Source organism: Escherichia sp. E4930, assembly GCF_005845405.1.
Classification (GTDB): domain Bacteria; phylum Pseudomonadota; class Gammaproteobacteria; order Enterobacterales; family Enterobacteriaceae; genus Escherichia.
Window position 1 is genome coordinate 401,108 of record NZ_VCDZ01000003.1, and the last position, 18,952, is coordinate 420,059.

Annotated in this window: 19 protein-coding genes; 15 read left to right on the forward strand and 4 right to left on the reverse strand. The window is 52.5% G+C overall.

Going from position 1 to position 18,952, the window contains the following annotated elements:
- Positions 1 to 15 precede the first annotated feature (15 nt).
- Complete coding sequence (gene puuA / locus FFT88_RS05350; protein ID WP_130216076.1) at positions 16 to 1,434, reverse strand: glutamate-putrescine ligase; 1,419 nt, start codon at positions 1,432 to 1,434, stop codon at positions 16 to 18.
- A gap of 211 nt (positions 1,435 to 1,645) precedes the next feature.
- Between puuA and puuD the strand changes: the two genes are divergently transcribed.
- The 5 genes from puuD to puuE all read left to right on the forward strand — a co-directional run bounded on the left by puuD (position 1,646) and on the right by puuE (position 7,215).
- Complete coding sequence (gene puuD / locus FFT88_RS05355) at positions 1,646 to 2,410, forward strand: gamma-glutamyl-gamma-aminobutyrate hydrolase (protein WP_135404307.1); 765 nt, start codon at positions 1,646 to 1,648, stop codon at positions 2,408 to 2,410.
- A 25-nt stretch (positions 2,411 to 2,435) separates the two neighbouring features.
- Complete coding sequence (puuR, locus tag FFT88_RS05360; RefSeq protein ID WP_001278727.1) at positions 2,436 to 2,993, forward strand: HTH-type transcriptional regulator PuuR; 558 nt, start codon at positions 2,436 to 2,438, stop codon at positions 2,991 to 2,993.
- Positions 2,994 to 3,142: 149 nt separating this feature from the next.
- Positions 3,143 to 4,630 carry an aldehyde dehydrogenase PuuC gene (gene puuC, locus FFT88_RS05365; RefSeq protein ID WP_135404308.1) on the forward strand — a complete coding sequence of 496 codons (1,488 nt, stop codon included), beginning with the start codon at positions 3,143 to 3,145 and terminating at the stop codon, positions 4,628 to 4,630.
- A 1-nt stretch (position 4,631) separates the two neighbouring features.
- Positions 4,632 to 5,912 carry a gamma-glutamylputrescine oxidase gene (gene puuB, locus FFT88_RS05370; RefSeq protein ID WP_000134843.1) on the forward strand — a complete coding sequence of 427 codons (1,281 nt, stop codon included), beginning with the start codon at positions 4,632 to 4,634 and terminating at the stop codon, positions 5,910 to 5,912.
- Between the two features lie 37 nt (positions 5,913 to 5,949).
- Entirely contained in the window at positions 5,950 to 7,215 is a 1,266-nt protein-coding gene (gene puuE / locus FFT88_RS05375; protein WP_135404309.1) for a 4-aminobutyrate transaminase, read from the forward strand.
- Positions 7,216 to 7,345: 130 nt separating this feature from the next.
- Here the strand turns inward: puuE and pspF are convergent, their stop codons facing one another.
- The gene (pspF, locus tag FFT88_RS05380) at positions 7,346 to 8,323 is read right to left on the reverse strand and encodes a phage shock protein operon transcriptional activator (protein WP_001602351.1); all 978 of its coding nucleotides are present in this window, start codon (positions 8,321 to 8,323) and stop codon (positions 7,346 to 7,348) included.
- A 166-nt stretch (positions 8,324 to 8,489) separates the two neighbouring features.
- Here pspF and pspA point away from each other — a divergent pair, with 166 nt between their 5' ends.
- The 8 genes from pspA to tyrR all read left to right on the forward strand — a co-directional run bounded on the left by pspA (position 8,490) and on the right by tyrR (position 14,676).
- On the forward strand, positions 8,490 to 9,158 hold the full coding sequence (gene pspA / locus FFT88_RS05385; protein WP_000511019.1) for a phage shock protein PspA: 669 nt from the start codon (positions 8,490 to 8,492) through the stop codon (positions 9,156 to 9,158).
- A 53-nt stretch (positions 9,159 to 9,211) separates the two neighbouring features.
- On the forward strand, positions 9,212 to 9,436 hold the full coding sequence (gene pspB / locus FFT88_RS05390) for an envelope stress response membrane protein PspB (protein ID WP_001274965.1): 225 nt from the start codon (positions 9,212 to 9,214) through the stop codon (positions 9,434 to 9,436).
- Positions 9,436 to 9,795: an envelope stress response membrane protein PspC gene (gene pspC, locus FFT88_RS05395; RefSeq protein WP_000907386.1), complete on the forward strand. Its 360-nt coding sequence runs from the start codon at positions 9,436 to 9,438 to the stop codon at positions 9,793 to 9,795. Before pspB ends, pspC begins: the two co-directional genes overlap by 1 nt.
- 8 nt (positions 9,796 to 9,803) lie before the next feature.
- Positions 9,804 to 10,025 carry a phage shock protein PspD gene (gene pspD, locus FFT88_RS05400; RefSeq protein WP_096839698.1) on the forward strand — a complete coding sequence of 74 codons (222 nt, stop codon included), beginning with the start codon at positions 9,804 to 9,806 and terminating at the stop codon, positions 10,023 to 10,025.
- 74 nt (positions 10,026 to 10,099) lie between these two features.
- Positions 10,100 to 10,414, forward strand: coding sequence for a thiosulfate sulfurtransferase PspE (gene pspE, locus FFT88_RS05405; protein ID WP_135404310.1), 315 nt, complete (start codon positions 10,100 to 10,102; stop codon positions 10,412 to 10,414).
- Positions 10,415 to 10,532: 118 nt separating this feature from the next.
- Positions 10,533 to 11,930, forward strand: a complete 1,398-nt coding sequence (locus tag FFT88_RS05410) for a YcjX family protein (protein ID WP_130208791.1) — start codon at positions 10,533 to 10,535, stop codon at positions 11,928 to 11,930.
- Positions 11,927 to 12,988 carry a YcjF family protein gene (locus FFT88_RS05415; protein ID WP_135404311.1) on the forward strand — a complete coding sequence of 354 codons (1,062 nt, stop codon included), beginning with the start codon at positions 11,927 to 11,929 and terminating at the stop codon, positions 12,986 to 12,988. The genes FFT88_RS05410 and FFT88_RS05415 overlap by 4 nt, the downstream gene beginning before the upstream one ends.
- Positions 12,989 to 13,134: 146 nt before the next feature.
- Positions 13,135 to 14,676 carry a transcriptional regulator TyrR gene (gene tyrR / locus FFT88_RS05420; protein ID WP_130258940.1) on the forward strand — a complete coding sequence of 514 codons (1,542 nt, stop codon included), beginning with the start codon at positions 13,135 to 13,137 and terminating at the stop codon, positions 14,674 to 14,676.
- Positions 14,677 to 14,720: 44 nt separating this feature from the next.
- Here the strand turns inward: tyrR and tpx are convergent, their stop codons facing one another.
- Positions 14,721 to 15,227: a thiol peroxidase gene (gene tpx, locus FFT88_RS05425; protein ID WP_130216094.1), complete on the reverse strand. Its 507-nt coding sequence runs from the start codon at positions 15,225 to 15,227 to the stop codon at positions 14,721 to 14,723.
- Between the two features lie 118 nt (positions 15,228 to 15,345).
- Here tpx and ycjG point away from each other — a divergent pair, with 118 nt between their 5' ends.
- Positions 15,346 to 16,311, forward strand: coding sequence for an L-Ala-D/L-Glu epimerase (gene ycjG / locus FFT88_RS05430; protein WP_135404312.1), 966 nt, complete (start codon positions 15,346 to 15,348; stop codon positions 16,309 to 16,311).
- Here ycjG and mpaA read toward each other — a convergent pair.
- Entirely contained in the window at positions 16,286 to 17,014 is a 729-nt protein-coding gene (gene mpaA, locus FFT88_RS05435) for a murein tripeptide amidase MpaA (protein ID WP_064527321.1), read from the reverse strand. The two genes, ycjG and mpaA, sit on opposite strands and share 26 nt — an antisense overlap.
- A 182-nt stretch (positions 17,015 to 17,196) precedes the next feature.
- On the opposite strand from mpaA, the gene mppA reads away from it, so the two are divergent.
- Positions 17,197 to 18,810 carry a murein tripeptide ABC transporter substrate-binding protein MppA gene (mppA, locus tag FFT88_RS05440; RefSeq protein WP_130222734.1) on the forward strand — a complete coding sequence of 538 codons (1,614 nt, stop codon included), beginning with the start codon at positions 17,197 to 17,199 and terminating at the stop codon, positions 18,808 to 18,810.
- Positions 18,811 to 18,952 lie beyond the last annotated feature (142 nt).

Here is an 18,952-nt window from a genome sequence, read left to right on the forward strand (position 1 = left end):
ACCCCGCAAGGGGTACTATGCGTTTTTCAACATCCACTCAATTTCGGTTTCTGTGATGAGGCGCTCAAACTGCAACAACTCATCATTTTTACAGGCGTGATACACATGGCAAAAACGCTCGCCTAAATAGCGGCGCAAATGATCGTTCTCGATAAACTCCCACAGGGCATCGCTCTGGCGAATCGGGAAGGGTAAGCCTTCCTGCTCCAGCCCGTTGCCTTCTACTTCTTCCTGCAACGGCAGTTCGTTATCAAGGCCATGCAAAATACCGGCAAAAATCGCCGCCATCACCAGATATGGGTTGGCATCGGCACCCGCCACGCGGTATTCCACGCGGTGGTTATGACGATCGCCGCACGGAATACGCAGGGCGACGGTGCGGTTGTTATGGCCCCACGACGCCTGCGTTGGCACATACATGCCTGGCTGGAAGCGGCGATAGGAATTCACGTTCGGCGCCAGCAACGCCATTGATGACGGCATCAGGTCGATCATCCCGGCGAGCATCTTTTTCAGCAGCGGCGAATCTTCGCCTTCTGCGTCAGAAAGCACGTTCTCGCCACGATTATTTTGCATACTGATATGGATATGCATCCCGCTGCCCGCGTGCTCTTCATACGGCTTCGCCATAAAAGTGGCGTGCATCTTATGCTTTTCTGCCATCAGGCGCACCAGGCGTTTTAGCGCCAGCGCATCATCGCAGGCTTCCAGCACGTTATCGGTATGGTAAAGGTTGATTTCAAACTGACCCGGCGAGGCTTCGGCGACCGCACCGTCGGCGGGAATTAACTGTAACTGCGCCAGTTCATCAATATCATTGAGCACATCGGCGAAGTGGTTGAGGTTATCAACCGAGTAAACCTGGCTTTGTGTATTGCGGTCATCGGTGCCGGGCGCGCAGGGCGGTTGCAGATACCCTTCAGCGTCGCGCTGACGATCCAGTAAATAGAACTCCAGCTCTACCGCTACAACCGGGAACAATCCGCGCTGGCGTAGCTGCTGCCACAGGCGGTTAAGTACGTTCCGCGGCTCAACGTCAAAGGGAGCGCCATCTTCATCGACCATGGTCAGGAGTATCTGACCGATAAACTCTGGATCGGCGGCAGAAGGGGTTAAGGTACCGAGTATTGGCACACAAGTACGATCTGGTTCACCCATTTCCTGACCCAGGCCCGCTTCTTCTACTACATTGCCCAGAATATCCATTGCAAACACCGAAGCCGGAAAATAACACCCTTTCTCCAGCTTCTTCAGACTTGAAACAGGAATGCGTTTCCCACGGAAACAACCATTCAAATCGGTAAGTAAAACATCAACATATTGCGTATTCGGGTAGCGCTCCAGGTAGCGTTTCACTTCCTGCGTAAAGGCGCTACCCCGCCTCTCTTCTGACTGCTGAACAAAGTTCTCTACTTCAACGATATTGGTTTCCATGATTCTTCGCCTTTGGTTTGTTTTCCGCTCGTTAGCAAAGCGTAAAATATAATGACCACTATTCGAATCTGTATGCAAACTAAATGTTTGTCAAATGTTAAATCGAGTTTGCAAAAATGAAAACCCACTGCTAGATTGAAAAAATATTGAACATAAAGGTCATTTAAACCGCAGTAATGGCGATAATTTAGTCCACTTTGTGAGATTGAGCATGGAAAATATAATGAACAATCCTGTTATCGGTGTCGTAATGTGCAGGAACAGGCTTAAGGGTCATACGACCCAGACTCTGCAAGAAAAGTACCTGAATGCCATCATCCACGCGGGCGGTTTGCCGATTGCGCTGCCACATGCGCTGGCGGAACCGTCATTACTTGAAGAACTGCTGCCTAAACTCGATGGCATTTATCTTCCAGGTAGTCCCAGCAATGTGCAGCCGCACCTATATGGTGAAAACGGCGATGAGCCTGACGCCGATCCCGGGCGTGATCTTCTGAGCATGGCGTTAATTAATGCCGCACTCGAAAGGCGCATCCCCATTTTCGCCATCTGCCGGGGGTTACAGGAACTGGTGGTAGCAACCGGTGGTTCGTTGCATCGCAAACTGTGCGAACAGCCTGAATTGCTGGAACATCGTGAAGATCCCGAACTGCCGGTGGAGCAGCAATATGCGCCGTCGCACGAAGTTCAGGTTGAAGAGGGGGGATTACTGTCTGCATTGTTACCTGAATGTAGCAACTTTTGGGTAAACTCTCTGCATGGACAAGGGGCGAAGGTCGTTAGCCCGCAGTTGCGTGTTGAAGCTCGCTCGCCGGATGGCCTGGTTGAGGCGGTGAGCGTCATCAATCATCCTTTCGCGCTGGGCGTACAGTGGCACCCGGAATGGAACAGTAGCGGGTACGCGCTTTCGCGTATATTGTTCGAGGGCTTTATCACCGCTTGTCAGAACCATATCGCTGAAAAACAGCGACTCTGACCACTACAGTTAAGGAAATGCAAATATGAGTGATGAGGGACTGGCGCCAGGAAAACGCTTGTCAGAAATCCGCCAGCAGCAGGGGCTTTCACAACGTCGTGCCGCCGAACTCTCCGGGCTGACTCACAGTGCTATCAGTACGATAGAACAAGATAAAGTCAGTCCTGCCATCAGTACGCTGCAAAAGCTGCTGAAGGTGTATGGTCTGTCACTCTCGGAATTCTTTTCCGAGCCGGAAAAACCTGATGAACCGCAGGTCGTCATTAATCAGGACGACTTAATTGAAATGGGCAGTCAGGGTGTGTCGATGAAGCTGGTGCATAACGGTAACCCGAATCGCACGCTGGCGATGATCTTTGAAACGTACCAGCCGGGCACAACCACTGGGGAAAGAATTAAGCATCAGGGTGAGGAAATAGGCACTGTACTGGAAGGTGAAATTGTTCTGACCATTAATGGTCAGGATTACCACCTCGTCGCGGGGCAAAGTTATGCCATTAATACCGGCATCCCGCACAGTTTCAGTAATACGTCGGCAGGCATTTGCCGAATTATCAGCGCCCATACGCCCACCACGTTTTAATCTTTTTGTTCTGTAAGCCGGGTAAGCGCAATGCGCCCGGCAATCCATAAAGAATGTCGCCAGAAATAAACGGGCATGCGGCCCGGGGATCTCTGCGCCCTGACGTTCACAAACTGCATATATCTGATAGACGTGAAACAGGAGTCATAATGAATTTTCATCATCTGGCTTACTGGCAGGATAAAGCGTTAAGTCTCGCCATTGAAACCCGCTTATTTATTAACGGTGAATATACCGCTGCGGCGGAAAATGAAACCTTTGAAACCGTTGATCCGGTCACCCAGGCACCGCTGGCGAATATCGCGCGCGGCAAGAGCGCCGATATCGACCGTGCGGTGAGCGCTGCACGCGGCGTATTTGAACGCGGCGACTGGTCACTCTCTTCTCCGGCTAAACGTAAAGCGGTACTGAATAAACTCGCCGATTTAATGGAAGCCCACGCCGAAGAGCTGGCACTGCTGGAAACTCTCGATACCGGCAAACCGATTCGTCACAGTCTGCGTGATGATATTCCCGGCGCGGCGCGCTCCATTCGCTGGTACGCCGAGGCAATCGACAAAGTGTATGGCGAAGTGGCGACCACCAGTAGCCATGAGCTGGCGATGATCGTGCGTGAACCGGTCGGCGTAATTGCCGCCATTGTGCCGTGGAACTTCCCGTTGTTGCTGACTTGCTGGAAGCTTGGCCCGGCGCTGGCGGCGGGAAACAGCGTGATTCTAAAGCCATCTGAAAAATCACCGCTCAGTGCGATTCGTCTCGCGGGGCTGGCGAAAGAAGCAGGTCTGCCGGATGGCGTGCTGAACGTGGTGACGGGGTTTGGTCATGAAGCGGGGCAGGCGCTGTCGCGTCATAACGATATCGACGCCATTGCCTTTACTGGTTCAACCCGCACCGGGAAACAGCTGCTGAAAGATGCTGGCGACAGCAACATGAAACGCGTCTGGCTGGAAGCAGGTGGCAAAAGCGCCAACATCGTTTTCGCTGATTGCCCGGATCTGCAAAAAGCCGCGAGCGCAACAGCCGCAGGTATCTTCTACAACCAGGGCCAGGTGTGCATCGCTGGAACGCGTTTGTTGCTGGAAGAGAGCATCGCCGATGAATTCTTAGCCCTGTTAAAACAGCAGGCGCAAAACTGGCAGCCGGGCCATCCGCTTGATCCCGCGACCACCATGGGCACCTTAATCGACAGCGCTCACGCCGACTCGGTACACACCTTTATTCGTGAAGGCGAAGGTAAAGGGCAACTGCTGCTGGATGGTCGTAATGCCGAACTGGCTGCTGCCATCGGCCCGACCATTTTTGTGGATGTAGACCCGAATGCGTCCTTAAGTCGCGAAGAGATTTTCGGCCCGGTGTTGGTGGTCACGCGTTTCACATCAGAAGACCAGGCGCTACAGCTTGCCAACGACAGCCAGTACGGGCTCGGCGCGGCGGTGTGGACGCGCGACCTCTCCCGCGCGCACCGCATGAGCCGCCGCCTGAAAGCCGGTTCCGTCTTCGTCAATAACTACAACGACGGCGATATGACCGTGCCGTTTGGCGGCTATAAGCAGAGCGGCAACGGTCGCGATAAATCCCTGCATGCCCTTGAAAAATTCACTGAACTGAAAACCATCTGGATAAGCCTGGAGGCCTGAAATGACCGAACATACCAGCAGTTATTACGCCGCCAGTGCGAATAAATATGCGCCTTTCGACACGCTGAATGAGTCGATTTCCTGCGACGTTTGCGTGGTCGGCGGCGGCTATACCGGGCTTTCCTCCGCGCTGCATCTGGCAGAAGCGGGCTTTGACGTGGTGGTTCTCGAAGCCTCACGCATCGGCTTCGGCGCCAGCGGGCGCAACGGCGGGCAGCTTGTGAACTCCTACAGCCGCGACATCGACGTCATCGAAAAAAGCTATGGCATGGACACTGCCCGTATGCTCGGCAGCATGATGTTTGAAGGCGGGGAGATCATTCGCGAGCGCATCAAACGTTATCAGATTGACTGCGACTACCGCCCCGGCGGCCTGTTTGTGGCGATGAATGATAAACAGCTCGCGACTCTGGAAGAGCAGAAAGAGAACTGGGAACGTTACGGCAATAAACAGCTGGAGCTGCTGGATGCCAACGCCATTCGTCGTGAAGTCGCCAGCGATCGCTATACCGGTGCGCTGCTGGATCACAGCGGTGGGCATATTCACCCGCTGAACCTCGCCATTGGTGAAGCCGACGCTATTCGTTTGAACGGCGGGCGCGTGTATGAGCTTTCTGCGGTGACGCAGATCCAGCACACCACGCCAGCCGTTGTGCGCACTGCCAAAGGCCAGGTAACGGCGAAGTATGTGATTGTCGCCGGGAATGCGTACCTGGGCGATAAAGTGGAGCCGGAGCTGGCGAAACGCAGCATGCCGTGCGGTACGCAGGTGATCACCACCGAGCGGCTGTCAGAAGATTTAGCCCGTTCGCTGATCCCGAAAAACTACTGCGTTGAAGACTGTAACTATCTGCTTGATTACTACCGTCTGACTGCCGACAACCGCCTGCTGTACGGCGGCGGCGTGGTCTACGGCGCGCGCGACCCGGATGACGTTGAGCGTCTTGTGGTGCCGAAACTGCTGAAAACCTTCCCGCAGCTGAAGGGCGTGAAAATTGATTACCGCTGGACGGGCAACTTCCTGCTGACCCTGTCGCGTATGCCGCAGTTTGGTCGCCTCGATACCAACATCTATTACATGCAGGGCTACAGCGGCCACGGTGTGACCTGTACCCATCTCGCCGGGCGTTTGATTGCCGAACTGCTGCGCGGCGACGCCGAGCGTTTCGACGCCTTCGCCAATCTGCCGCATTACCCGTTCCCCGGCGGGCGCACGCTGCGCGTGCCGTTTACCGCGATGGGCGCGGCTTATTATAGCCTGCGCGATCGTCTGGGCGTTTAATTTCCGATTAACAGTGAAGAGTCAAAAGGTGTGAAACATGAGCAACAATGAATTCCATCAGCGTCGTCTTTCTGCCACCCCGCGCGGGGTTGGCGTGATGTGTAACTTCTTCGCCCAGTCGGCTGAAAACGCCACGCTGAAGGATGTTGAAGGCAACGAATACATCGATTTCGCCGCAGGCATTGCGGTGCTGAATACCGGGCATCGCCACCCTGAACTGGTCGCGGCGGTGGAGCAGCAACTGCAACAGTTTACCCACACCGCTTACCAGATTGTGCCGTATGAAAGCTACGTCACCCTGGCGGAGAAAATTAACGCCCTTGCCCCGGTGAGCGGGCAGGCTAAAACCGCGTTCTTCACCACCGGTGCGGAAGCGGTGGAAAACGCGGTGAAAATTGCCCGCGCCCATACCGGACGCCCTGGCGTGATTGCGTTTAGCGGCGGCTTCCACGGTCGTACGTATATGACTATGGCGTTAACTGGAAAGGTCGCGCCGTACAAAATCGGCTTCGGCCCGTTCCCCGGTTCGGTGTATCACGTGCCTTATCCGTCAGATTTACATGGCGTTTCAACGCAGGACTCCCTCGACGCCATCGAACGCTTATTTAAATCGGACATTGAAGCGAAGCAGGTGGCGGCGATTATTTTCGAACCGGTGCAGGGCGAGGGCGGTTTCAACGTTGCACCAAAAGAGCTAGTTGCCGCCATTCGCCGCCTGTGCGACGAGCATGGCATTGTGATGATTGCCGATGAAGTGCAAAGCGGTTTTGCGCGTACCGGTAAGCTGTTTGCGATGGATCATTACGCCGATAAGCCAGACTTAATGACGATGGCGAAAAGCCTCGCGGGTGGCATGCCGCTTTCGGGCGTGGTCGGTAACGCGAATATTATGGACGCGCCCGCGCCGGGCGGGCTTGGCGGCACCTACGCCGGTAACCCGCTGGCGGTGGCTGCCGCGCATGCGGTGCTCAACATTATCGACAAAGAATCCCTTTGCGAACGCGCGAATCACCTGGGCCAGCGCCTGACGCAAACGCTGATTGATGCCAAAGAAACCGTTCCGGCCATCGCGGCGGTACGCGGTCTGGGGTCGATGATTGCGGCAGAGTTTAACGATCCGCAAACGGGCGAACCGTCCGCGGCAATTGCACAGAAAATCCAGCAACGCGCGCTGGCGCAGGGGCTGCTACTGCTGACCTGCGGCGCGTATGGCAACGTGATTCGTTTCCTGTATCCGCTAACCATCCCGGATGCGCAATTCGATGCGGCAATGAAAATTTTGCAGGATGCGCTGAGAGATTAATACGCATAAGCAGGGTCAACACAATAAGGCCTGATGCGCTGCGCTTATCAGGCCTACAAACGACGTATTGATTATGTAGGCCGAATAAGGCGTTCACGCTGTATCCGGCAAGTTGTATTGCCCAACTCCGCTAAATCTGGTGCTTTTTCAACAACGCGCGGAACTGATGATAGGTTAACCCCAGCAATTCAGCCGCGCGTTTCTGGTTATATTTCCCCTGTTGCAAACTGAGTTGCAGCAACTCTTTTTCCTGCTGCATCTGAAACTCACGTAAATCCAGCGGTAGCGTCGGAAGCGAGGTGGTTTCTGAAACGGCGATGGCTTCTTCAGGCGGGCGCCGTTTAAAGGGATCAATAATGATGTCATCAAGCGGATAATCGCTGGTGCCATGGCGATACACCGAACGTTCCACCACGTTTTTCAATTCGCGAATATTTCCCGGCCAGCGATAGTTCAGCAACGTTTCTCTGGCGCGCTCGGTAAAACCCGGGAACAGAGGCAGCTTGATTTCCCGACACATCTGGATGGCAAAGTGTTCTGCCATCAACATAATGTCGCTTTCGCGCTCGCGCAGTGGTGGCAGTTGCACTACATCGAAAGCCAGGCGGTCAAGCAGATCCGCGCGAAAAGTACCTTCATTGACCATCGCCGGGAGATCGGCATTCGTCGCGCATACCAACCGCACATTCACCTGCAATGGCTGGCTGCCGCCAACGCGCTCCAGTTCACCGTACTCAATCACGCGCAATAATTTTTCCTGCACCATCATCGGTGCTGTAGCGAGTTCATCAAGAAATAGCGTACCGCCGTCGGCACGTTCAAATCTCCCTGGATGACGTTTTTGCGCACCGGTAAACGCACCAGCTTCGTGACCAAACAGTTCGGAATCCAGCAGATTTTCATTTAACGCCGCGCAGTTAAGGGAAATAAACGGCCCTTGCCAACGGGAGGAGAGATAATGCAGACGGCTGGCGATCAGCTCTTTACCGGTGCCGCGCTCGCCGATGATGAGCACCGGTTTGTCCAGCGGTGCGAGATGCGAAACCTGTTCCAGCACTTCGAGAAAGCTGTTCGCCTCACCGAGTAAATTATCTTTGTATTCTGCCATGATGAAATTCGCCACTTGTTAGTGTAATTCGCTAATTCATCCTGGCATGTTGCTGTTGATTCTTCAATCAGATCTTTATAAATCAAAAAGATAAAAAATTGGCACGCAAATTGTATTAACAGTTCAGCAGGACAATCCTGAACGAAGAAATCAAGAGGACAACATTATGGGTATTTTTTCTCGCTTTGCCGACATCGTGAATGCCAACATCAACGCTCTGTTAGAGAAAGCGGAAGATCCGCAGAAACTGGTGCGTCTGATGATCCAGGAAATGGAAGACACGCTGGTTGAAGTGCGTTCTACTTCGGCACGTGCGCTGGCGGAAAAGAAACAGCTGACTCGCCGTATTGAACAAGCGTCGGCGCGTGAAGTTGAGTGGCAGGAAAAAGCCGAACTGGCACTGCTGAAAGATAGAGAAGACCTGGCGCGTGCGGCGTTAATTGAAAAACAGAAACTGACCGATCTGATTAAGTCCCTGGAACATGAAGTGACGCTGGTGGACGATACGCTGGTGCGTATGAAGAAAGAGATTGGCGAGCTGGAAAACAAATTGAGCGAAACTCGTGCTCGCCAGCAGGCATTGATGTTGCGTCATCAGGCCGCAAACTCGTCGCGCGATGTGCGTCGTCAGTTGGACAGTGGCAAACTGGATGAAGCGATGGCCCGTTTCGAATCTTTCGAGCGCCGTATCGACCAGATGGAAGCCGAAGCGGAAAGCCACAGTTTCGGCAAACAAAAATCGCTGGATGATCAGTTTGCCGAGCTGAAAGCTGATGATGCAATCAGCGAGCAACTGGCACAATTAAAAGCCAAAATGAAGCAAGACAATCAATAATAACATCCAGGCGGCGTCCGAACACGCCGCCGCTCATCCCTTAAGGAGTACTTATGAGCGCGCTATTTCTGGCTATTCCGTTAACCATCTTTGTGCTGTTTGTTTTACCGATTTGGTTATGGCTGCATTACAGCAACCGCTCCAGTCGTGGAGAGCTTTCGCAAAGCGAACAACAGCGATTAGCGCAACTGGCTGATGAAGCAAAACGGATGCGCGAGCGTATTCAGGCGCTGGAATCCATTCTTGATGCTGAACATCCGAACTGGAGGGATCGCTAATGGCGGGTATTAATCTCAATAAAAAATTATGGCGTATTCCACAACAGGGCATGGTTCGCGGGGTCTGTGCCGGGATTGCTAACTATTTTGATGTACCGGTAAAACTGGTTCGTATTCTGGTGGTGCTGTCGATTTTCTTCGGCCTGGCGCTGTTTACCCTGGTTGCTTACATCATTTTGTCATTTGCGCTTGATCCAATGCCTGACAACATGGCCTTTGGTGAGCAGCTACCTTCCAGCAGCGAATTGCTGGATGACGTCGACCGTGAACTGGCGGCCAGTGAAACGCGTTTACGCGAGATGGAACGTTATGTCACTTCCGATACTTTCACGTTACGTAGCCGTTTCCGTCAACTGTGAGGAAAGTTATGAATACTCGCTGGCAACAGGCCGGGCAAAAGATGAAGCCTGGTTTCAAATTAGCAGGCAAGCTGGTACTTCTTACCGCACTGCGCTATGGCCCGGCGGGTGTGGCTGGTTGGGCGATAAAATCAGTTGCTCGCCGACCGCTGAAAATGTTGCTGGCTGTGGCGCTGGAACCGCTGTTAAGTCGGGCTGCCAATAAACTGGCGCAGCGTTATAAAAGGTGAGGGGAGTTCCGCAAAAATTGTTAGATCTCAGGCGTATAATGGATGGCAATTTTCATCCATAGAAGGATACTTATATGTTTAAAAAAGGCTTACTTGCTCTGACTCTGGTGTTTTCACTGCCTGTTTTCGCCGCTGAACACTGGATAGATGTTCGTGTTCCAGAGCAGTATCAGCAAGAGCACGTTCAGGGGGCCATCAATATTCCCCTGAAGGAAGTGAAAGAGCGCATTGCCACCGCCGTTCCGGATAAAAACGACACCGTGAAAGTGTATTGCAACGCCGGACGCCAGTCCGGGCAGGCAAAAGAGATCCTCAACGAGATGGGATATACCCACGTTGAGAACGTCGGTGGCCTGAAAGATATCGAAATGCCGAAGGTCAACGGTTAATAAATTATTGCCTGAGCGGTGTAAATAACGCCGCTTATTCATTTGATAAATCAAAATTAACCCACATTATTATCTCCAGTATCTAATCCTTTCTACGGCTTTCTGGCACAGGACAGCAATGAAGCGACTTAAAAATGAACTTAATGCGCTGGTGAATCGGGGTGTCGACAGACATCTGCGCCTCGCTGTAACCGGACTTAGCCGCAGTGGCAAAACGGCGTTTATTACCGCGATGGTAAATCAGTTGCTCAATATTCATGCCGGAGCACGTTTGCCGCTATTAAGTGCGGTGCGTGAAGAGCGCCTGCTGGGCGTAAAACGCATTCCCCAGCGTGACTTTGGCATTCCGCGCTTCACCTATGATGAAGGGCTGGCGCAGTTATATGGCGATCCTCCCGCCTGGCCGACGCCAACGCGCGGCGTCAGTGAAATCCGCCTGGCGCTACGTTTTAAATCGAATGATTCACTGCTGCGTCACTTCAAAGATACCTCTACGCTGTATCTGGAGATTGTGGATTATCCCGGCGAATGGCTGCTCGACCTGCCGATGCTGGCGCAGGATTACTTAAGTTGGTCGCGCCAGATGACGGGCTTACTTAATGGTCAGCGCGGCGAATGGTCGGCGAAATGGCGAATGATGTGCGAAGGGCTGGATCCGTTAGCGCCTGCCGACGAAAACCGACTGGCAGACATTGCCGCCGCGTGGACCGATTATCTCCACCAGTGTAAACAGCAGGGGCTGCACTTTATTCAGCCAGGGCGCTTTGTTTTGCCTGGCGATATGGCAGGAGCGCCCGCGCTGCAATTCTTCCCATGGCCAGATGTCGATGCCTGGGGAGAGTCCAAACTGGCGCAGGCCGATAAACACACCAACGCCGGAATGCTGCGCGAGCGGTTTAATTATTACTGTGAGAAGGTGGTGAAAGGGTTCTATAAGAATCATTTTCTGCGCTTTGACCGCCAGATTGTGCTGGTGGATTGCCTGCAACCTCTCAACAGTGGGCCACAGGCATTTAATGATATGCGTCTGGCGCTGACGCAGCTGATGCAAAGTTTCCACTACGGGCAGCGTACCCTGTTCCGGCGTTTGTTTTCGCCGGTTATCGATAAGCTATTGTTTGCTGCCACTAAAGCGGACCATGTGACCATCGATCAGCACGCCAATATGGTTTCATTACTGCAACAACTGATTCAGGATGCCTGGCAAAATGCGGCGTTCGAAGGGATCAGCATGGACTGCCTGGGGCTGGCGTCAGTTCAGGCGACCACCAGCGGCATTATTGATGTTAACGGTGAGAAAATCCCGGCGCTGCGCGGTAATCGACTCAGCGATGGCGCACCGCTCACTGTTTATCCTGGCGAAGTTCCCGCACGTTTGCCCGGTCAGGCGTTCTGGGATAAGCAAGGCTTCCAGTTTGAAGCGTTTCGTCCGCAGGTAATGGATGTCGACAAACCGCTACCGCATATTCGTCTTGATGCTGCGCTGGAATTTTTAATAGGAGATAAATTGCGATGACCGAACCGTTAAAACCACGTATTGATTTCGACGGTCCGCTGGAGGTCGATCAGAGTCCAAAATTCAGGGCGCAGCAGACCTTTGACGAAAGTCAGGCGCAAAATTTTGCCCCGGCCACGCTCGACGAAGCGCAGGAAGAAGAGGGGCAAGTTGAAGCGGTAATGGACGCCGCGTTACGTCCGAAACGCAGTCTGTGGCGCAAAATGGTGATGGGCGGGCTGGCGCTGTTTGGCGCAAGCGTTGTTGGTCAGGGTGTGCAGTGGACGATGAACGCCTGGCAAACTCAGGACTGGGTGGCGCTGGGCGGTTGTGCCGCTGGGGCATTGATTATCGGCGCTGGCGTGGGTTCTGTGGTAACAGAATGGCGGCGCTTATGGCGCTTGCGCCAGCGTGCTCATGAACGCGACGAAGCGCGCGATTTGTTGCACAGCCACGGCACGGGTAAAGGCCGCGCATTTTGCGAAAAACTGGCGCAGCAGGCGGGAATCGATCAGTCACATCCGGCGCTGCAACGCTGGTATGCCTCAATCCATGAAACGCAGAACGATCGTGAAGTGGTTAGTTTGTATGCTCACCTGGTCCAGCCGATTTTAGATGCCCAGGCGCGGCGCGAAATCAGCCGTTCGGCGGCGGAATCGACGTTGATGATTGCGGTCAGCCCGCTGGCGCTGGTGGATATGGCCTTCATCGCCTGGCGCAATCTGCGTTTGATTAATCGCATCGCCACTTTGTATGGCATCGAGCTTGGCTATTACAGCCGCCTGCGCCTGTTTAAACTGGTCTTGCTGAATATCGCTTTCGCGGGTGCCAGCGAACTGGTGCGTGAAGTGGGGATGGACTGGATGTCGCAGGATCTCGCCGCGCGCTTGTCTACTCGCGCCGCTCAGGGAATAGGTGCCGGGTTACTGACCGCACGACTGGGGATCAAAGCGATGGAACTTTGCCGCCCGCTGCCGTGGATTGACAATGACAAACCACGTTTGGGTGATTTCCGTCGTCAGCTCATCGGTCAGGTAAAAGAGACGTTACAAAAGAGCAAAACGTCCGGCGAAAAATAGTGCACATTCGGGCGCTGATCGGATAGCTTTACGCCGAAGTGCCCGTTTATCCATCGTTGTGTCAATGTTTGTTGACAGAAACCTTCCTGCTACTCGAATAGTGTCATATCATCATATTTATTGTTCTTTTTCATGTGAAGGTTCCCATGCGTCTGGAAGTCTTTTGTGAAGACCGACTCGGTCTGACCCGCGAATTGCTCGACCTACTGGTGTTAAGAGGCATCGATTTACGCGGTATTGAGATTGACCCAATCGGGCGGATTTACCTGAATTTTGCCGAACTGGATTTTGACAGTTTCAGCAGTTTGATGGCGGAAATACGCCGTATTGCGGGCGTTACCGATGTGCGCACTGTGCCGTGGATGCCTTCCGAGCGAGAACATCAGGCGTTGAGCGCATTGCTTGAAGCATTGCCTGAACCCGTGCTTTCTGTCGATATGAAAAGCAAGGTGGACATGGCAAACCCGGCGAGCTGTCAGCTATTCGGGCAAAAACTGGATCGCTTACGCAATCATACCGCTGCGCAATTGATTAACGGATTTAATTTTTTACGTTGGCTTGAGAGCGACCCGCAGGATTCACATAACGAACATGTAGTGATTAATGGACAAAATTTTCTGATGGAGATAACGCCAGTCTATCTTCAGGATGAAAACGACCAGCATGTCCTGACCGGTGCGGTAGTGATGCTGCGCTCAACAATCCGTATGGGCCGTCAGTTGCAAAATGTGGCCGCCCAGGATGTCAGCGCCTTCAGTCAGATTGTCGCCATCAGTCCTAAAATGAAGCATGCGGTAGAGCAGGCGCAAAAGTTAGCAATGTTAAGCGCACCGCTGCTGATCACGGGTGATACCGGCACAGGTAAAGATCTCTTTGCTTACGCTTGTCATCAGGCAAGCCCGCGTGCGAGTAAACCTTATCTGGCGCTGAACTGTGCTTCTATTCCAGAAGATGCTGTTGAGAGCGAACTCTTCGGGCATGCGCCGGAGGGGAAAAAAGGATTCTTTGAACAGGCGAACGGCGGTTCGGTTTTGCTGGATGAGATTGGCGAGATGTCGCCACGAATGCAGGCAAAATTATTGCGTTTTCTCAACGATGGCACTTTCCGTCGCGTAGGGGAAGACCACGAAGTGCATGTGGATGTGCGGGTAATTTGCGCGACGCAGAAGAATCTGGTCGAGCTGGTGCAAAAAGGCGTGTTCCGCGAAGATCTCTATTATCGTCTGAACGTGCTGACGTTAAATCTGCCGCCGCTACGTGACTGTCCGCAGGACATCATGCCGTTAACCGAGCTGTTCGTCGCACGCTTTGCCGACGAGCAGGGCGTGCCGCGTCCGAAACTGGCCGCTGACCTGAATACCGTGCTTACACGTTATGCATGGCCGGGTAACGTGCGGCAGTTGAAAAACGCCATTTACCGCGCACTGACGCAACTGGAAGGTTATGAACTGCGTCCGCAGGATATTTTGCTGCCGGATTATGACGCTGCAACTGTAGCCGTTGGTGAAGATGCAATGGAAGGTTCGCTGGACGAAATCACCAGCCGTTTTGAACGTTCGGTATTAACCCAGCTTTATCGCAATTACCCCAGTACGCGCAAACTGGCAAAACGTTTGGGCGTTTCACACACCGCGATTGCCAATAAATTGCGGGAATATGGATTGAGCCAGAAGAAGAACGAAGAATAAGTGAGATAAATGCCTGATGGCGCAATACCATCAGGCATAATAATTTACGCTTTCAATACCGAGAGAGCTGCTTCGTAATCCGGCTCGGTGGTGATTTCATTTACCAGCTGGCTGAAAATCACATTATCATTTTCATCAATTACGACAACCGCACGTGCCGCCAGACCTTTCAGTGGACCTTCAGCGATCTCAACGCCGTAAGCTTGCAGGAATTCAGCGTTACGGAAAGTGGAGAGAGTGATAACGTTGTTCAGACCTTCCGCGCCGCAGAAACGAGACTGGGCAAACGGCAGATCGGCGGAGATGCACAGCACAACCGTGTTGTCGATTTCGGTTGCCAGTTGGTTAAACTTACGTACTGATGCGGCGCAAACACCGGTATCAATGCTCGGGAAAATGTTCAGCACTTTGCGTTTACCTGCAAACTGACCGAGGGTGACGTCAGACAGATCTTTTGCCACGAGAGTAAAAGTCTGCGCTTTGCTACCCGCTTGCGGGATGGAATTGGCGACTGTAACCGGGTTGCCCTGGAAATGAACGATTTGTGACATGATTATCTTTCCTGTTTACATATAGTTAACGTCACGCCTAGTTTATGCTAACTGTCAATAACACAGCAATCGCTATTTGCGCTTAATCCGCAGACCACCGCGGCAACAAGGAGTAAAGATGAGAACCGTTAAGGTATTTGAGGAAGCCTGGCCGTTACATACCCCGTTTGTTATTGCGCGGGGAAGCCGCAGTGAAGCGCGCGTGGTGGTGGTTGAACTGGAAGAAGATGGCGTCAAAGGTACGGGCGAATGTACGCCTTATCCGCGCTATGGCGAAAGTGATGCCTCAGTTATGGCGCAAATAATGAGCGTAGTCCCACAACTGGAAAAAGGGCTGACGCGCGCAGAGTTGCAAAAAGTTCTGCCTGCCGGTGCGGCGCGTAATGCGCTGGATTGTGCGCTGTGGGATCTGGCCGCAAGACAACAGCAGCAGACGCTGGCTGTATTTACCGGTATCTCTCTTCCTGAAACGATCACCACTGCGCAGACCGTAGTGATCGGTACGCCTGATCAGATGGCCAATAGTGCATCAACACTCTGGCAGGCAGGCGCGAAATTGCTAAAAGTGAAGTTGGATAATCATCTTATCAGCGAGCGGATGGTGGCGATTCGCGCGGCAGTACCGGATGCGACGTTAATTGTTGATGCTAATGAATCCTGGCGTGCGGAAGGACTGGCGGCGCGATGCCAGCTACTGGCCGATTTAGGCGTCGCAATGCTGGAGCAACCGCTGCCGGCTCAGGACGATGCGGCGCTGGAGAATTTTATTCATCCATTGCCCATTTGCGCAGATGAAAGTTGTCATACCCGTAGCAACCTGAAGGCGCTTAAAGGGCGCTATGAGATGGTTAATATCAAGCTTGATAAAACCGGCGGCCTGACGGAAGCGTTGGCGCTGGCAACAGAAGCGCGTGCACAAGGTTTCAGCCTGATGTTGGGCTGCATGTTATGCACCTCACGCGCCATTAGCGCGGCATTACCGCTGGCGCCGCAGGTCAGCTTCGCCGATCTCGACGGGCCGACCTGGCTGGCGGTGGATGTGGAACCGGCTCTTCAGTTTACGACCGGCGAATTGCATCTTTAGGATGCCAGCGCAGTAAATTCGCCATCGCAAAAAGATATTTTTCGCTGGCCTCATCGGCGGAGATGGGGGGAAACTCTGCAGTGATACAGTGTAAGTTCAGGTCTGCACACCAACTGCCAAAGGAACCGGGGGTGTCGTAGCCGACGCTGGTTACTAGCGGCAATTCAAACGCCTGGGCCAGCCATTCACCTAATTCGCTGTGTCTGGGATCTTCAATGCATGCCAGAGGATCGTGGAACGAGACGACCCAGGCGGGTTGAATGCGATGAATGAGCTGGCATAACGCCTGGGTTTCAGGTTCGGAGCCTGGTTTATCTCCGGTCAGCAAAACAACGTCGCGCTCTTCGGCGGCGCTGTTCCAGCGATATACCGTTTCTCCTTCCTTCCAATTGGCGGCGGGAAAGTTTCGGTTTAAATCCACACCATTGGCATTGGCACGTAGACCCAACTGGCAACCGTCGGGATTCACACACAGCACAACATGATGGCGGCGCAGAGACGGTGTTAATGTGCGTAATGCGCAGGAGAGGGCGACGACGGAAGAATTCTCATCGCCGTGGGTACCAGCAAGAATCAAACCACTTTCGCTACTGGCGGCATGGGCGGGAAACCAGAGCAGCGGCGCACCCAATAATGAACGTCCGTAATGTTCAGTTCCTGGGGGGAAAGCGCCCCGTTCGGCGCGTGGGCGAGTCACGGTCATAATCGTCTCTGACAATAGAAGTATTACAGGCAGTGTTGTGCAAATTTTGTGGATTATCAAATCCTTTTCGACAACGATATGTTATCGATCTTTTATCACTTTTTTGCCGGAAGTTATTTGCATTTCTTCAAGGAGAAACAAATAATTACGCATCAATATTAACGTCGGTTTGAGGGTAACTTATGAAGCACTCTGTTTCAGTAACTTGTTGTGCGCTGTTAGTCAGCAGCATTTCTCTTTCGTATGCTGCTGATGTTCCGAGCGGCACAGTACTGGCAGACAAGCAGGAGCTGGTGCGTCATATTAAGGATGAGCCTGCATCATTGGATCCCGCGAAAGCGGTTGGTTTGCCGGAGATTCAGGTGATTCGCGATTTGTTTGAAGGACTCGTGAATCAGAATGAAAAAGGGGAGATTGTCCCCGGCGTCGCCACCCGGTGGAAAAGTAATGACAACCGTATCTGGACCTTTACCCTGCGCGATGATGCTAAATGGGCAGATGGCACACCGGTTACAGCGCAGGATTTTGTCTATAGCTGGCAACGTCTGGTAGACCCGAAAACGTTGTCCCCATTTGCCTGGTTTGCCGCGCTGGCGGGGGTAAACAATGCTCAGGCGATTATTGATGGTAAAGCCACGCCTGACCAACTTGGCGTCACTGCCGTTGATGCCCATACCCTGAAAATCCAGCTTGATAAGCCATTGCCGTGGTTTGTTAATTTGACGGCCAACTTTGCCTTCTTCCCGGTGCAAAAAGCCAACGTTGAAAGCGGTAAAGATTGGACAAAACCAGGGAAACTTATCGGCAACGGCGCATATGTGCTTAAAGAACGCGTGGTGAATGAAAAGCTGGTGGTTGTACCGAATACCCATTATTGGGATAACGCAAAAACGGTACTGCAAAAAGTGACTTTCCTGCCGATTAACCAGGAGTCCGCTGCCACGAAACGTTATCTTGCAGGTGATATTGATATCACTGAATCCTTCCCGAAAAATATGTACCAAAAGCTGTTGAAGGATATTCCTGGGCAGGTTTATACACCGCCGCAGTTGGGGACTTATTATTATGCCTTCAATACGCAAAAAGGGCCGACAGCAGATCAACGCGTTCGTTTAGCATTAAGTATGACGATTGACCGCCGCCTGATGACGGAAAAAGTATTAGGCACCGGTGAAAAACCAGCATGGCATTTTACGCCAGATGTTACTGCCGGATTTACGCCGGAGCCTTCGCCGTTTGAACAAATGAGTCAGGAAGAACTGAATGCGCAGGCAAAAACTTTGTTGAGCGCAGCCGGTTATGGTCCGCAAAAACCGCTGAAGCTGACGCTTTTGTATAACACTTCAGAAAACCATCAGAAAATTGCGATTGCCGTAGCGTCGATGTGGAAAAAGAATCTTGGTGTGGACGTCAAATTGCAAAATCAGGAATGGAAAACCTATATCGATAGCCGTAACACCGGTAATTTTGACGTTATCCGCGCATCATGGGTAGGGGACTATAATGAACCGTCTACCTTCCTGACGCTGTTAACGTCAACGCACTCGGGAAATATTTCACGGTTTAATAATCCGGCATACGATAAAGTGCTGGCCCAGGCATCGACTGAAAATACCGTTAAAGCGCGCAATGCCGATTACAACGCGGCAGAGAAAATTCTCATAGAACAAGCGCCTATTGCACCGATTTACCAGTATACCAATGGGAGATTAATCAAACCGTGGTTGAAAGGTTATCCAATTAATAACCCGGAAGATGTGGCCTATAGCCGCACAATGTATATTGTGAAGCATTAATATGATGTCATCTGGCGCGTTTATGCGCGCCAGATTTAACAACCCCGATAAAATACCTTCTTTTTTTAAATCCCCCCTATAAAAATCACACCCAAGATAATTATTTGAATTTTTCTGCCAATGTCCAGCATAAATAATAATC

Bases quoted from the DNA above. Each gene is read 5' to 3' on its own strand.
- puuA (WP_130216076.1), bottom strand. From the start codon at position 1,434: ATGGAAACCAATATCGTTGAAGTAGAGAACTTTGTTCAGCAGTCAGAA.
- puuD (WP_135404307.1), top strand. From the start codon at position 1,646: ATGGAAAATATAATGAACAATCCTGTTATCGGTGTCGTAATGTGCAGG.
- puuR (WP_001278727.1), top strand. From the start codon at position 2,436: ATGAGTGATGAGGGACTGGCGCCAGGAAAACGCTTGTCAGAAATCCGC.
- puuC (WP_135404308.1), top strand. From the start codon at position 3,143: ATGAATTTTCATCATCTGGCTTACTGGCAGGATAAAGCGTTAAGTCTC.
- puuB (WP_000134843.1), top strand. From the start codon at position 4,632: ATGACCGAACATACCAGCAGTTATTACGCCGCCAGTGCGAATAAATAT.
- puuE (WP_135404309.1), top strand. From the start codon at position 5,950: ATGAGCAACAATGAATTCCATCAGCGTCGTCTTTCTGCCACCCCGCGC.
- pspF (WP_001602351.1), bottom strand. From the start codon at position 8,323: ATGGCAGAATACAAAGATAATTTACTCGGTGAGGCGAACAGCTTTCTC.
- pspA (WP_000511019.1), top strand. From the start codon at position 8,490: ATGGGTATTTTTTCTCGCTTTGCCGACATCGTGAATGCCAACATCAAC.
- pspB (WP_001274965.1), top strand. From the start codon at position 9,212: ATGAGCGCGCTATTTCTGGCTATTCCGTTAACCATCTTTGTGCTGTTT.
- pspC (WP_000907386.1), top strand. From the start codon at position 9,436: ATGGCGGGTATTAATCTCAATAAAAAATTATGGCGTATTCCACAACAG.
- pspD (WP_096839698.1), top strand. From the start codon at position 9,804: ATGAATACTCGCTGGCAACAGGCCGGGCAAAAGATGAAGCCTGGTTTC.
- pspE (WP_135404310.1), top strand. From the start codon at position 10,100: ATGTTTAAAAAAGGCTTACTTGCTCTGACTCTGGTGTTTTCACTGCCT.
- FFT88_RS05410 (WP_130208791.1), top strand. From the start codon at position 10,533: ATGAAGCGACTTAAAAATGAACTTAATGCGCTGGTGAATCGGGGTGTC.
- FFT88_RS05415 (WP_135404311.1), top strand. From the start codon at position 11,927: ATGACCGAACCGTTAAAACCACGTATTGATTTCGACGGTCCGCTGGAG.
- tyrR (WP_130258940.1), top strand. From the start codon at position 13,135: ATGCGTCTGGAAGTCTTTTGTGAAGACCGACTCGGTCTGACCCGCGAA.
- tpx (WP_130216094.1), bottom strand. From the start codon at position 15,227: ATGTCACAAATCGTTCATTTCCAGGGCAACCCGGTTACAGTCGCCAAT.
- ycjG (WP_135404312.1), top strand. From the start codon at position 15,346: ATGAGAACCGTTAAGGTATTTGAGGAAGCCTGGCCGTTACATACCCCG.
- mpaA (WP_064527321.1), bottom strand. From the start codon at position 17,014: ATGACCGTGACTCGCCCACGCGCCGAACGGGGCGCTTTCCCCCCAGGA.
- mppA (WP_130222734.1), top strand. From the start codon at position 17,197: ATGAAGCACTCTGTTTCAGTAACTTGTTGTGCGCTGTTAGTCAGCAGC.